The organism is Nocardioides sp. S5 (genome assembly GCF_017310035.1).
Classification (GTDB): Bacteria; Actinomycetota; Actinomycetes; order Propionibacteriales; family Nocardioidaceae; genus Nocardioides.
Genome location: NZ_CP022296.1, coordinates 3,550,507 through 3,563,952, shown reverse-complemented (window position 1 = coordinate 3,563,952; position 13,446 = coordinate 3,550,507). Strand labels below are relative to the sequence as shown.

Sequence of the window (13,446 nt, the reverse complement as noted above, 5' to 3'; positions counted from 1 at the left end):
CTGATTGACGCGCGCCGCGCGGGAGGCGCGCCGACTGGCCCGTTGATCAGCGCTTCCCTAGCGCGGTATGGACGGCCTCATCCGACTACAGGAGCTGGGCCAGGCGGATCCGCTGCTGCCGCCGCGGGCGACGGCAAGCGCCCTGGGCGCCATGGTCGAGTCCTTCGCCCACCTGTGGCAGGACCCGGTCGAGGGGTTGGACGAGGCGGAGGCCGTCGACGTCCTTACTCGGTTGTGGGCCGGGGCGATCGGCCTCGCGCCGCAAGCCTGGCCAGGGGGAGACCGAGCGGGCGCAGCGGCCACGGCCACCGAGGCGCTCCTCGAGTGAGCGGCACACGATGCCCCGTCAGCGCTGCTCCCAGCGCCACGGGGTGTCGCTGGTGCGCGCCACCCGTCCCCTGCTCTCCAGCAGGACCAGGTGCGCCAGGGTCTCCGCCACAGCCGCTCTGCGCATGAAGCCGGAGACCTGGTCCCAGGGGCGCGACCAGGTCAGCGCCGCGGTCAGCTCCCAGGTCGTCGGTGCCGTGGTGAGGGCGGCGTGAATCTCCTCCAACCGTGCGTCGTGGTGGCCCAGCAGCGTCGACACGCGCGCCGCGAGGCCGGCGAAGCGGTACTCGTGCGCGGGCAGCACCTCGTCCAGCTCGTGGTCCAGTCCGCCGACACGTGCCAGGGAGTCGACGAAGTCTGCAAGCGGGTTGCCGCTCGACTGCGCGTGCACCCCGATGTTGGGTGTGATGCGAGGAAGGACGTGGTCCCCGGAGAAGAGGACGCGACGCCGGTGCTCGTGGAAGCACAGGTGGCCGGGCGAGTGGCCGGGCGTGTGGACCGCTCGCAGATCCCAGCCGGGCAACGGCAGCCGGTCGCCGTCTCGGATGAGGCGGTCGGGCTCGGTCTGGCGGACGTAGGCCGCGATCGGCAGCGAAGCGCGCGACAGGGTCTGCAACTCGTCGTCGGGTATCCCGCAGTTCTGCAACAGTCTGGCCATGTCGTCGAGCAGGTCGGTCATCCCCGCCCCGTACCGGGCGGGAAGCAGGGCCGCGTCGTCGGGGTGGAGTCCCACCCAGGCACCCGATGCCTCGCGGATCCGTCCAGCCAGGCCGTAGTGGTCGGGATGGATGTGCGTCACCATCACGCCGCGGACGTCGCCGATGGCGTGCCCGGCCGTCGCCAACCCGTCGGTCAAGGCCTGCCACGCCTCATCGGTGTCCCACCCGGCGTCGATGAGCGCCACCCCGTCGTCCATCTCGAGTGAGTAGACCAGGACGTAGCGCAGCGGGTTGTCGGGGATGGGGACGGGGATCGACCACAGCCCAGGCTGCACCTGTTCCACCGGGGGCAGGAGCTTCTCCGCCCACGCCCGCTTCTGCTCGGTGCCGGTGACCCGAAACGGGCGGGCCGGCTCGGCAGTCACAGACCGATCCTCTTGCTGATGACTTCGTTCATGATCTCGTTCGTCCCGCCGCCGATGCCCAGGATCCGCGCGTCCCGGTAGTGCCGCTCGACCTCGGACTCGCGCATGTAGCCCATGCCGCCGAAGATCTGCACGGCCTCGTTCACCACGAAGTCGCACGCGTACACGGCCGTGTTCTTCGCCATCGACACCTCGGTGACGACGTCCTCGCCGGCGAGGAACCCCTGCGTCACGGCCCGGGTGTAGCACCGCGCGACGTCGACCTGGCGGGCCATCTCGGCGAGCTTGTGCCGGATGACCTGACGCGAGGACAGCGGTCGCCCGAACGTCTCCCGGTCCCGCGCCCACCCTGACCAAGAGCGCCGAACAGATCCTCGAATCGCTCGCTCGGACAACTTGTTCACCCAACTACAGACATAGGACACTAGACCGTCAGGATGTGGACGCTGCCGGCTGCCGCGTCCAGCCCGGTGGCGACGCCGCCCAGCATCTGGGCAAGGCCGACCTTGGCGCCAGGTACCTGGCTGGCTCCGCTGCGCCCGCGCAGCTGGTCGGTGATGTCGCAGATGACTCGGACGCCGGATGCGGCCAGTGGGTGGCCGAGGGACAGTAGCCCACCGCTCGGGTTCACGGGGATGCGCCCGCCTATCGAGGTGGCGCCGGAGCGGAGCAGACCCACGCCATCACCGCGCGCGCACAGCCCTAGGTCCTCGTAGTGGACGATCTCTTCGCTCGCGAAGGCGTCGTGCAACTCGACGACGTCCACGTCGGAGGGTGCCACACCGGCCTGCTCGTAGGCGCGGGCCGCCGCCCGCGCGCCGAGCTCGAGGGTCGTGATGTCGGAGCGCCGGAAATCGTAGTCGCCGGAGACTAGCGCTGATCCTGCGATGCGGACCGGTGCTTCGGAGTACTTCTTCGCCACGTCGGCGGACGCCATGACCACGGCGGCGGCTCCGTCGGTGTTGGGGCAGCACTGGAGCAGCGTGATGGGGTCGGCGATCATCCGGGAGGCCAGTACTTCTTCGACGGTGAAGCGCCTCTGGTACTGCGCCCGCGGGTTCAGGGCGCCGAAGTCATGCGCCTTGACCGAGACCTGGGCGAAGTCCTCAGGTGTCGCGCCGTGGGTCTCCATGAGACGTTGCGCCTGAAGCGCGAACAGCACGGGCATGCTGAGTCCGAGCTGACCGTCGAGGTCGTCCCTGTCCGGCGGGATCAGCTTCCCGGCGATCGGACTTGTGGTCATCGACTCGACGCCGATGGCGATGCCGAGGTCGACGAAGCCGGCGGCGATGTCCTTATAGAGGCTGCGGATCGCTGTCGATCCACCCGCGCACGCATTCTCCACGTTGACCATCTCGACGCGGGTGACGCCGAGGTCCTTCATGATGGTCTGGCTGGTGATCATGGCGTCGTAGACCCGGGAGGAGAAGACGGCCTGTATTTGGGCGGAGTTAATGCCTGCGTCGGCGATCGCGGCACGGGCGGCCTGGCCTCCCAGGTCGGCGATGCTGCGCTCGGGCATTTTGCCGAAGTCGCTCTGTCCCACTCCGAGGACGAAGACCTCACGCATGGGCGGATTCCTTTCCGGGCGCAGGGACGAAGCGGTAGGCGAGCACGTCCTGCTCCTGCTCACGCCACATCGGCACGATCTCGAGCGTCATCGGTGTGCCGGGCGCCGGGAGGTCCTCGCCGGCGGAGATCGCGAGTTGGGCGAAGACCCTCACGCCGTGGGGCATGGTCACGTAGCCGACGGTGTAGCCAGGTGGGTAGCGGTTGTTGCCCATGTGCACGACGGTCGCGCAGAGTAGCTCGCCGTCCGAGCCGAGTTCCACGGGCTCCTGCGCTTCGCTGCCGCAGTCGAGGCAGCGAGGGGCGGGCGGATACGACGTGTGGCCGCAGGCGGTGCAGCAGCTCGCGAGCAGGGTCGGACCTGCCGCTGTCTCGCGGAAGAGTCCTTCGCGCAGGGGAACGGGGTTGGTCACGTCGATGCTCCTGGTTCTAGGTCGCGGTCCATGGGAGGACGGGTCAGCTCGGCGGGAGGATCATCCCGGCGTCCAGCCGGATCGAACGGCCGTTGTGCATGGGGTTTCGGACGATCTCTTCGATCAACATCGCGAACTCCGCGGGCTCGCCCATGCGCCGTGGGAAGAGTGACTGGGCGGCGAGCTCCTCCTTCAGTGCGGGAGGGACCTGGTCGTAGATCGGCGTGTCGAAGGCACCGGGCGCTACGGTCATGACACGGATTCCGTGCTGGGCGAGCTCACGGAACAGCGGCATCGTCAGGCCGACGAGGGCGGCTTTGGAGGCGCTGTAGGCAATCTGCCCGATCTGGCCCTCCCACGCCGCGCCGGAGGCGACGTTGATGATGACACCACGTTCCCCGTCGGCGGTAGGCTCGTTGGTCGCCATGCCGGGGACGACACTGCGCATCACATGGATCGGGCCGTAGAGGTTCACCTTGATCCCCTTGTCGAAGACCTCCATTGGCAGCGGTCCGCGGCTGGACAGGAGCTTGGCGGGGGCGGCGACGGCGGCGGCGTTCACCACGACCTGGACGGCACTGTGCTCGGACTCGACGGCCGCCACGGCCGTCTCGACCTGGTCGAGTTGGCTGACGTCAACGTTGTGGTAGCGGTAGCGCTCCCCCATCTCGGCGCGGAGGGCGGCGCCGCGCTCGTCGTTGAGGTCGAACGCGGCGACTGCCCGGGCTCCGAGCTCGAGCAGGCGGCGGGCGGCGGCCTCACCTAGGCCGGAGGCGCCACCGGTCACGATGGCCACGGCGTTCTCTATCTTCACGGCTTCTCCTGGGAGCGTTGTGGTTCTCGGTGCCGGGTCATCGGCCCATGACCTCGCGGCCGATGGCGGACCGGGCGATGATGAGCTTCTGGATCTGTGGCGTGCCGTCACCGATTTGGAAGCCGGACACGTCGCGCAGCAATGCCTGCAGCGGCATCTCCTCCGACCAGCCGACATGGCCGTGGAGCACGATGCAGTCCTGCACCGCCTGGAAGCCGACCTGGGGTGCCCACCACTTGAGCATTGCCGCCTCGACGGTGTGCGGCCTTCCGTTGCTGCGTGCCTCGAGCGAGGACGTGGCCAGGGCTCGGATGGCAGTGAGGTACGTCAGGTGTTCGGCGATCGGGAAGGTCACGCCCTGGTAGTGGCTCAGCGGCTTGCCGAAGCTCGTGCGGGTCTTGATGTGCTCGATGGTCAGGTCGATGGCCCGCTGGGCGATGCCGACGACCATGAACGCGATGAGGGTGCGCGTCAGGTCGAACTCGTTCATGATCATTGCGAACCCCGCGCCGCCCTGACCGAGTTGGTGCGAGTGTGGAACGAAGACACCCTCCATGGCGATCGAACCGCGGCCGACCGGCCGGAATCCAGGGTCGGCGAAGCGCTGGCCGGAGAGGCCGGGTGAGTCCATGGGCACGAGGAACGCACTGATGCCTCCCGTGTCGGTCTGACGCGCGACGATGATCGCGAGGTCTGCATCGGGCCCCTGGGTGATCGAGGTCTTCTCACCCGACAGCTCCCAGCCGCCGTCCACGGGAACGGCCTTGGCGCTCAGCGCTTGGGCGTCGGACCCGGACCCGGGCTCGGTGAGTGCGATGGCGCAGACTGCTTCCCCTGCGATCACCGGTCCGAGCCAGCGACGGACTGCCTCTTCCGAAGCGGACTTGACCAGCAGGTCGGCCGTGACGTTGGTGGCGAACACCTGGTAGCCGCAGGCAGCGTCGGCGTAGCTGACTTCTTCGCAGGCGATTCCGAGGGCTTGCAGGTCCGATCCCTGACCTCCCTGCTCCTCGGGGACGCAAAGGCCGAGTAGCCCGTTCCTTCCGAGGTCCCTAAGGGTATCCCGCGGGTAGGGGCCACCGTGAGCGCGCTCGAGATACCCCTCGAGGAAGGATTTGCGGGCAAACGCGCGAACGCTGTCGCGGAAGTCAGCGAGCTCGTCATGGTCCGTCATCGCGTGCCTCCTGAGGTCGTATTGAACAGCGGCGCACGCTTCTCGGCGAAGGCTCTGAGCCCCTCGTCGACATCGCCGCTGTGCAGGTGCTCGGCGGTGACGAGTCGCTCGAGGCGCAAGGCGCTGGCGAGCGGCTGGTCGAGGCCGTCGTCGATCGCCTGCTTGAACAGGCGCAATGCGCTCGGGCTGCGCCGCGCGATCGTCGTGGCAAGCTCTTCGGTTCGCGCCACAAGCTGGTCGGCCGGGACGACCTCGTTGACCAGGCCCATCGCCTGCGCCTCCTCCGCAGTGACCAGCTCACCGGTGAAGGCGAGGTACTTGGCGCGGGTGGGGCCGACCACCCGTGGCAGCCGGGCTGCCCCGCCGGCGCCGGGGAGGAGGCCGTAGTTGATGTGGCCGTCGCCGAGGCGCGCTTCGGCCGAGGCGACGACTAGATCGCAGTGAAGCGCAAGCTCCAGTCCACCCGCCATCGTGATCCCGTTCAGCGCAGCGATGACTGGCTTCGGCAGCGAGGCGAGGGTGTCGAAGGTCTCGGCCGCCCCCTTCTCGAAGGCCAGCAGTCGAGCGGGATCCACCTTGCCGTCCGGGCCGAGGACCTCCTTGAGATCTGCGCCGGCGCAGAAGGCACGGCCCGTGGCCGTGACGACGACGACACGCACGTCTCGCTCGTCCTTGATGTCAGACAGATGGGCGGCAAGATCATCCAGCATGCGTTCGTTAAGGGCGTTCATCGCCTCGGCCCGGTTGAGCGACAACCAGGCCACGGGGCCCTTGTCGATACGAGTGACGGCGGCTTGCGTCACTGCGCTCATCGATCCCCACCCTCCGCGCCGATCTCTGCACCCATGGCACGCAGACGCTTCTTGTCGATCTTCCCGACGAGGGTGGCGGGCAGCGCGTCGACGAGGTGGATCACCTTGGGTGCCTGGTGCGCGCCCTTCGCGTCGCGCACGAGCCGCTTGAGCTCGGTCTTGTCGATGGTGGCTCCCGCATGGGGCACAACGAACGCGGTGACCGCCTCGCCCCACTTGTCGTCAGCCATGCCTACGACCGCCACCGCGGCGACGTCGGGATGCGCCGCGATCACGTCCTCGACTTCCTTCGGATAGACGTTGAATCCGCCTGAGATCACCATGTCCTTCTTGCGGTCCACGATGTGGAGGTAGCCCTGCTCGTCACGGATCGCCATATCGCCGGTATGCAGCCACCCATTGCGCAGAGTCTCCTCGGTCAGCTCGGGCAGTTTCCAGTAGCCGGACATGACGGCTCGTGAGCGGACACAGAGCTCACCGGGGGTCCCGTCAGGGACCGGCTGGTCGGCTTCGTCGACGATCCTCGTCATGGTGCCGATGGCCGGACGCCCGCAAGAAGTAAGCAGGTCCGGACGCCCAACCGGGTCGTGCTCCTCACGCAGGAGGCTCGTCGTAAGGCCTATGCACTCCGTTTGACCAAAGCACTGGACGAACTTCTGCCCGAACCGGTTCAAGGCTTGGGCGAGCCGGGAGGGCGAGATCGGTGCTGCCCCATAAATGAAGGTCTCGAGAGAGCTCAGGTCCGCCTCCTCCGGTGTGGTGTGGTCGAGCAGGGCGTTGATCATCGTCGGCACCGCGAAGGTGCAGTTGGCCCGCTCCTTTTCGATCGCCTGCACGAAGGACTTTGGCTCGAAGCCTTGGAGCAGGATGACCGTGCCGCCGCGGGCCAGGGTTGGGAAGAGGGGCAGCACCCCGGCGTGCGTGATCGGCGGTGCGACCAGGTAGCGGGGCTTGGTGGGCATTTGCCAGCTCGTCAGCACCCCCTTGCACTGCTCGACCATCGCTCGGTGCGAGAGCATGACGCCCTTTGGCGTGCCGGTGGTGCCGCCGGTGTACTGCAGCCAAGCAATGTCCTCCTCTCCGGCCGGGCCCGGCTCGAGCGGCTTCGGGCTGTAGCCCTCGATCAGCTCGAACAGGTTTTGCCCAGCGTCGGACTCACCGAATACGAGCAGGTGCTTCACCGTCTTGGAGCGCTCGGCGACAGCGGCTCCCACCTCCGCGAACGTCGGATGCACAACGAGGACCTCGATCTCGGCGTCGTCGCAGATCCAGACGTGATCCTCGACGGACCCCATTGGGTGCAGGCCGGTGTAGTGGGCGCCGGTGAGATAGGTCGCCGCCTGGGTCAGCCAGACCTCGGGGATGTTGACACTGAGCGCCCCCACAGAAGACCCATGAGTGATGCCGCGGTCGACGAGCAGCTGCTGTATGCGACTCATGGAGTCGGCCGCTTCGGCGAACGTCATGCGTTGCTCGCCGAGCACGAACGCCTCGTTGTCCGCGAAGCGCTGAAACGCCTCGACGATGAGGTCGCTATAGGTCGCTCCACGCGAGGCTAGGAGGTCGAGGGTGTCTGCCATGTCGACGCCTTCCGCTGGTGCTCGTGGTATCGTAACTACCCAGTGAGTGTAGTTTGATCGCCAGCATAGTCGAGTGTCCGCGTGCGTCAAGGTCGAGTACGACCTAGTTCGAGAAGGGTGTCACGTCGATGAGCAGTGAAGGCCCAGTTCCGATCGAGGGCGGTCTGCTATACGCCGAAGACCTCGCTGCGCGGGTCGGAGTACTGACTTCGCTCGGCCCCGCCACCATGACCGAGGCGGAGATCCGCGCTTTCGCGCAGCGGTGGGACCCGCTTCCAATCCACGTCGGCGACGGGGGGCCTTTCGGCGGTGTCATCGCCAGCGGGCTCCACACTTTTGCAGTGTTCCAGCGGCTCGCCGTCGACGCGGCGTACTGCTCCTGGGCCGTCGTCGCGGGACGTGCCATCCGGGAGATGGTGCTGCCGCAGCCGGTCTTCCCTGGGGACGTCCTGACCGGCTGGGTCCGCGTCAACGGCGCATCTCCCCCGCGCAACGGCATGGCGCAACTCGAGGTGGAGGGCCACCTGGAGAATCAGCACGGCAAGACGGTCCTCACTCTGCGCCTCGACAGTTATGTTCGCACCCGCACGGGCCCTGAGGCACCGGTCGAGTAACCTACAGCGGTCCGGATCTGGAGGGAGCACGTGTGGCCAGGCAACGGGCGACGACCACGGCTGACGTCATTGAAGCCGCCGCTCGCGTATTCCAGACCAAGGGCTACCGAAGCTCGACCATCGACGACATCTGCCTCGAGGCCGGGATCTCCCGTCCGACGATCTACAAGTACATCGAGAGCAAGGCGTGGCTCCTGGACCAGATGGTGGCGCACGTCACGGAGGAGCTCGGCGAGAAGCTGCAGGACCTGCTCACCAGCACCCTCTCGCCCCGCGAGAAGGTTCGGGCGGTCGTAAACCTCCATATCGAGTCAGCGACCAGCAAACGTGTCTTCTACGCCACCGTCTGGGGTGAACAACCGGAACTCTCGGAGGTCACGCTCCAGTCCTTCCGATCCTGGTCCCACACCGTTACCCACGATTTCGCCGAGCTCCTCGATGATTACCGCAAGACCGAGAAACTCCAGCCGAAAGCGGATGTCACGGTCGTGGCAAACCTAACCCTGACCATGCTCACCAGCCTCTTCCGGTGGTACGACCCACTGGGATCTACCACTCCCGAGGACCTAGCCCGCCACGTGCTGGCGATGCTGTCGGGTCCCCTTCCGGCAATTGACCAAGACGGCGCCTGAGATGAACTCGCCGTCGCTCAACAGGTGCTCGGTGACGTAGCGACGGAGCCTCTTGAACCGCGCGAGTCGCCGACGGGTCGACCTCTATTACTGGCTGCCTCGTCGACATACGCCCAGTGCGCCGACCAGGTTGACCGCTCAGGGCGCAGATCCGTGAGATCGGCCGCCCCTCAGGCCTCGACACGAGGGTGTCACCGCGGATGCTGGCATCGTGACCGGACGGGTGGTGTTGCTGGCCCCCCTTTCCCTCCGATCTGAAACACGCGAGGACGCCACGCCGGAGATCACGACGACACTTGCTTGAGGTGCGCCCGGTCGAGCTCGCCGAGCGTCCCCTCGCCCCCGGCGTAGGGAGCGAGCATTGGCTCGCAGACCGGCGGCACGATCGACGCTAGGGCGCGCCCGAGTGCCTACAGAGGAAGAAGCACATGAAGCACCGCTGAACTGCTGGGGCACTCTCTCCTCCGACCGGGCCAGCGATCAACCTTCCGCGTGGCGCCCGGACTTGAACGAAGACAGGTGCCAGCTCCCGACCCTGTGCAACATTCTCGGAAGCCGGACGGCGTGCGGCGCCCCCGGCCGCAGGTCGTCACTTGCCGCGGCCGTCAGTCCTCATCGCCGAAAAGGGATCCGCTTGCGAGACGTCTCTTCCACAACTCGAGCCACCGGCTCGGAATCTCTTTGAAGTTTGGGGGGGACGCTGCCTGACCTGCGTAAATGCGGCTCGGGGCGCCACGTCCTCCCGGCGTTCGGCGGTTCGGGGGGACGGATGCGGGGACGCTGAGCCGCCACGCTGCGGCCGTGACCAGAGTCAGCAGGGCCCGAGTGTCCGAATCGTGCGCGCCGTGGTTGCTTATCGGTGGCGTGAGGATGTTGCGACAACTCTCGAGCCGCGCCGCGCGGTACGTAAGGACACGGTCATGGCCGGGTGCCAGGCTGGTCTTCGTTCCTCAGGTCGGGGTGCTCGACGGTCTTGAGGTAGCGGGTGGCGCCTTCGACGCTGAGTCCGAAGAGGTCGTAGATGCGGCGTACGTCGCCGCCGGTGGCGTGGATCTCGTGCAGGATGCGGTCTTCGCGCAGGGCGCGCGGGCGGATGCGGCTCTCCTTCCAGGGAAAGGATGGGCCGCTGGGGACGAGGCGCGGCGCGGTGCGTCGGTTGATGAGCAGGTGTGGGTTCGCGGTGGACGGCCAGGTTCGGTTGCGGTGGTCGAGCCAGGCGCTGAGCCGGGTCCTCACGGGTGCGGCGAGCGGGATGTCGCGACCGTCGAGGTGGAGCCGGCCGTCGACGATGTCAGTCAGCTGCAGCTCCCGGACCTGCTTGCCGGTCAGTCCATGGAAGGCCACCAAAGCGACAGCGAGCGCGACCGCCGGGTTCGGCGAGTCGAGCTCGGCGCGGATCAACTCGGTGTCCAGCGGGAGTGGAATGTTGGTGGCGACGCGGGTGAGGTCGATGCCGCGCATGGGGTTGGTGAAGACGAGGCGTCGTCCTTTGAGGATCTTGAACAGAGACTTCAGGCCGTTCTCGGCGAAGTGGCGTTGGCTGGTGCCGGCGGGCAGGGCCGCGAGGGCGGCCAGGATGTCGTGCTTGCTGATCTCGGCGAACGACTGGCGCCCGGCTTCGACCCACGTCTGCACGACGGGCGCGAGACCTTCGATGTGGAGCTCGACGGTCTCGGGTTCGCGGGGCAGCTGGCGTGGTGCATGGCGGGATCCGCCGAGCATGATCTGAAGCCACTGCTGGAGGTGCTCGCGCATGGTGTCCGGGAGGGCTCCGGACGCGATGAACTTGGCGTTGAAGTACCGCTCGACCCGGGTGGGGACGTCCTCGATCAGGAGTCCGGCTTCGGCGAGGACGTCGAGGGTGGAGGTGATGGTGCCGTCGTAGCGGCGCAACGCCACGACGTCACTGGCGCGGACCTTCGCGGTGGGAGTGGGCCGCAGGATCTGCAGCAGCCGCAGGGACTGGATCACGGCATTGCGCTGCCTGACGCTCCAGCCGTAGCGGCGGGCGTGGTCGGCGACGATGGCCGCGCAGTACCGGGTCAGTTCGCTGTCCTCGACCAGGAGGCGTTGGCGCAGCACCTCGGGGTCGGGGTCCATGTCGAACAGGGTCAGCTGTTCGAGCGCATCGTCGTCGAAGCTGGTGCCAGGTTCGTAGGGCAGCTGGTTCTTGTTCTTCGTCGACCACCGGCCATCCCAGCGGACGTAGTCGGGCACCGGTGTCGCGCGCCGCTTGAAGACCATGTTGGCGAAGAACAGCTGCTGGCTGTGCTGGTTCGTCGCGCCGACGTCGGGTGCTCGGCCGGGCTTCTGTTCGAGTCGGGCGTTCTCGAGGCACAGGCGACAGGCTTGGCGGTCGCTGACGTGGCTGGCGCGGCCGCAGTAGGCGCAGGTGCCCTTCGGGTAGTGGCTCTGCCACCAGCGACACGACCAGCAGGTCCAGTTGTGGCGGGGGTAGACGCCCCAGGCCAGGCAGCCCTTGCAGGATCCGATGTGCTGGGGGCTGCGGGGATGGCACCGGCTGCACAGCCCCTGGCTGAAGTAGTCGGTGCGGGCGCGGCAGCGGTTGCACGGTGGAGCCGCGAATGGGCCGCCGGGCAGGCACTGATAGCAGAAGTCGACTCTGGGGCTGGTCCACGCGACGCGGTTGCTCTGGCAGGCGTTGCACTTGGGCGGCAGCCGCAACGCCGCGTTGGGGCCGGGCGCGGGCATCCCGATCCTCTCCAGCTCGTCGTGTCCGTCAGCGGTGGCGGTGCGGGCTACAGCGGCGGGGTCGAGCGGGGCTTGCCGAGCCGTGGTGTGACCGCGGGTGGCGTGCCGCCGCCGTTGCCGTTCGGATCGCCATCCCCGTTTCCGCCGTTGGCGGCGTCGGTGTTGCGGGGACGGCGCGCGGCGACCTTGTCCGGCTCGGGGGTCATCAGGTCGTTCGGGGTGCATTCGAGCACGGCGCACAGCACGTCGAGCTCTTCGAGGCGCATCGTCGGCGGGGTCCCGGCCCACCACGACGACATCTTCCCGGCGGAGATCTCGAGCCCGGCATCTGCCAGCATCCGGCGCAGTTCTGCGGACTTCCAGATCCCTCGTTCGGCGGCCCGCAGCCGCAGGCTCCACTGCATCTGGATCCTCTCCTTCGATTCGTCAGTCGATTCGGTCTGGTCAGTTCAATCAGTCGGTACGAAGGCCCAGGCGGGCTTCAACGCGGCCGCTCGCGGTGTTCCAGGCGCGTTCGATGTGGTCACTGCGGACGTGGAGGTAGCCCGAGGTCGTGGCCAGCCACTGGTGGCCAAGGAGCTCTTGGAGGGCCTTGATGTCCATCCCGGCCGCGTACAGCGACGAGGCGCAGTAGTGCCGCAGCACGTGTGGGGTCATTCGCCCCGACCACGCCGGGAGCCACTGGTCGACCTGGATTCCCAGCGCTCGGCGCAGCGCGTTCGCACCGACGCGTCCACAGCGGTCCAAGTCGCGGTCGAACCGCTCGGAGGGGAGCAGTGGCGCGTCCGGGTCGGCCCAGTCGTGGCCGTACTGGGGGCGGACCTCGGCCAGCCACCAGTCGATCAACTGGTTCGCGCCGTTGATTCCGGGCACCAGCCGTGGCTTGGGTCCGCGGCCGCCGGAGCCCTTGCCGTGGCGGACGTGGAGCTTGCCGAACTCGCCCAGATCGGGGCGCCAGTCGCGGATGTCGAGCATGACGGTCTCGTTGATGCGCAGCCCGAGTCGGCGCCACAGCGAGGCGGCGAAGTAGTCGCGGGCCGCGGGAAGGTACTTGCGCGCTTGGGTGACCGACCCGCGCCAGGCGGTGAACAGCGAGTCGATCTCCTCATCCGACGGCGGCACCCGGACCTTGCCCAGCGATGCCCCGGACTGGCGATTGAACTCATCGATCGGCTGCTCGACCAAGACACCGGTCGTGCGGCGGATCGTGCCCTCGTAGCGGGCGATCACGAACTCGTAGAAGCCCGCCAGTGCTCCGGCCTTGCCGGCCCGGGTCGACACGCTGAGCCCCAGCCGCCGCTGCTGGGCCAAGAACGCGTCCGCGTCCGCACAGGTGGCCTCCCACAGCGGAGTCGACAGCGAGCGAGCGAACTCGATGACGATCGCCCGAGTCCCGCCGATGTGGCGGTCCGTCAGACCTGCCGCCGACATCGCCAGCGCGTACTGGTCCACCAGCTCCTGCTCGAAGTCCTGGGCCGCCTGCGCACCTATCAGTGCCGGATCAACAGCGCTGCCACCCGGCAGCGCCACCAAACCCATCAGTCACCATCTTCAAGCGAGGCGATCATGCATCGATGCTACAGCCAAACCGTCATTTGGGGTGACGGTTCGTCGATTCAGGCTCTTCCGGGGATTCAACCAACGCCCCCTGCACAAACGCAGATCGGAGCGCATGGACGTCTGATCGAACCTGAGTTCCTAGAGATTCCGCCTGA

Annotated in this window: 14 protein-coding genes; 3 read left to right on the top strand and 11 right to left on the bottom strand. The window is 67.6% G+C overall.

All coding sequences use genetic code 11. The features are described 5' to 3' along the window. The first annotated feature begins 67 nt into the window (after positions 1-67). Entirely contained in the window at positions 68-328 is a 261-nt protein-coding gene (locus tag CFI00_RS17640) for a hypothetical protein (RefSeq protein ID WP_207082340.1), read from the top strand. 18 nt (positions 329-346) lie between these two features. On the opposite strand, the gene CFI00_RS17635 is transcribed toward CFI00_RS17640, so the two are convergent. The 8 genes from CFI00_RS17635 to CFI00_RS17600 are packed head-to-tail and all read right to left on the bottom strand — an operon-like array spanning position 347 to position 7,773. After that, a complete protein-coding gene (locus CFI00_RS17635; protein WP_207082339.1) occupies positions 347-1,411 on the bottom strand; it encodes an MBL fold metallo-hydrolase in 1,065 nt (354 codons plus the stop codon). Then, positions 1,408-1,815 carry an acyl-CoA dehydrogenase family protein gene (locus CFI00_RS17630; protein ID WP_277988319.1) on the bottom strand — a complete coding sequence of 136 codons (408 nt, stop codon included), beginning with the start codon at positions 1,813-1,815 and terminating at the stop codon, positions 1,408-1,410. Before CFI00_RS17630 ends, CFI00_RS17635 begins: the two co-directional genes overlap by 4 nt. 20 nt (positions 1,816-1,835) lie before the next feature. Then, positions 1,836-2,981 carry a thiolase family protein gene (locus tag CFI00_RS17625; protein ID WP_207082337.1) on the bottom strand — a complete coding sequence of 382 codons (1,146 nt, stop codon included), beginning with the start codon at positions 2,979-2,981 and terminating at the stop codon, positions 1,836-1,838. Next, positions 2,974-3,393 carry a zinc ribbon domain-containing protein gene (locus CFI00_RS17620; RefSeq protein ID WP_207082336.1) on the bottom strand — a complete coding sequence of 140 codons (420 nt, stop codon included), beginning with the start codon at positions 3,391-3,393 and terminating at the stop codon, positions 2,974-2,976. Before CFI00_RS17620 ends, CFI00_RS17625 begins: the two co-directional genes overlap by 8 nt. 43 nt (positions 3,394-3,436) lie before the next feature. After that, positions 3,437-4,207, bottom strand: coding sequence for an SDR family NAD(P)-dependent oxidoreductase (locus CFI00_RS17615; RefSeq protein WP_207082335.1), 771 nt, complete (start codon positions 4,205-4,207; stop codon positions 3,437-3,439). Positions 4,208-4,244: 37 nt separating this feature from the next. Next, complete coding sequence (locus CFI00_RS17610; protein WP_207082334.1) at positions 4,245-5,381, bottom strand: acyl-CoA dehydrogenase family protein; 1,137 nt, start codon at positions 5,379-5,381, stop codon at positions 4,245-4,247. Beyond that, positions 5,378-6,193 carry an enoyl-CoA hydratase/isomerase family protein gene (locus CFI00_RS17605; RefSeq protein WP_207082333.1) on the bottom strand — a complete coding sequence of 272 codons (816 nt, stop codon included), beginning with the start codon at positions 6,191-6,193 and terminating at the stop codon, positions 5,378-5,380. The genes CFI00_RS17610 and CFI00_RS17605 overlap by 4 nt, the downstream gene beginning before the upstream one ends. Continuing rightward, a complete protein-coding gene (locus CFI00_RS17600) occupies positions 6,190-7,773 on the bottom strand; it encodes an AMP-binding protein (RefSeq protein WP_207082332.1) in 1,584 nt (527 codons plus the stop codon). Before CFI00_RS17600 ends, CFI00_RS17605 begins: the two co-directional genes overlap by 4 nt. 128 nt (positions 7,774-7,901) lie before the next feature. On the opposite strand from CFI00_RS17600, the gene CFI00_RS17595 reads away from it, so the two are divergent. Both CFI00_RS17595 and CFI00_RS17590 read left to right on the top strand, forming a co-directional pair. Continuing rightward, positions 7,902-8,387, top strand: a complete 486-nt coding sequence (locus tag CFI00_RS17595) for a MaoC/PaaZ C-terminal domain-containing protein (RefSeq protein ID WP_207082331.1) — start codon at positions 7,902-7,904, stop codon at positions 8,385-8,387. 32 nt (positions 8,388-8,419) lie between these two features. Beyond that, entirely contained in the window at positions 8,420-9,019 is a 600-nt protein-coding gene (locus CFI00_RS17590; protein WP_207082330.1) for a TetR/AcrR family transcriptional regulator, read from the top strand. 918 nt (positions 9,020-9,937) lie between these two features. On the opposite strand, the gene CFI00_RS17585 is transcribed toward CFI00_RS17590, so the two are convergent. Genes CFI00_RS17585 through CFI00_RS17575 form a run of 3 tightly spaced genes read right to left on the bottom strand, consistent with a single transcriptional unit; the run spans position 9,938 to position 13,270 of the window. Next, positions 9,938-11,731 carry a hypothetical protein gene (locus CFI00_RS17585; RefSeq protein WP_207082329.1) on the bottom strand — a complete coding sequence of 598 codons (1,794 nt, stop codon included), beginning with the start codon at positions 11,729-11,731 and terminating at the stop codon, positions 9,938-9,940. Positions 11,732-11,778: 47 nt separating this feature from the next. Continuing rightward, complete coding sequence (locus tag CFI00_RS17580; protein WP_207082328.1) at positions 11,779-12,135, bottom strand: helix-turn-helix transcriptional regulator; 357 nt, start codon at positions 12,133-12,135, stop codon at positions 11,779-11,781. A 49-nt stretch (positions 12,136-12,184) separates the two neighbouring features. After that, positions 12,185-13,270 (bottom strand): tyrosine-type recombinase/integrase, encoded by a 1,086-nt coding sequence (locus CFI00_RS17575; RefSeq protein ID WP_207082327.1) that lies wholly within the window; start codon positions 13,268-13,270, stop codon positions 12,185-12,187. Positions 13,271-13,446 lie beyond the last annotated feature (176 nt).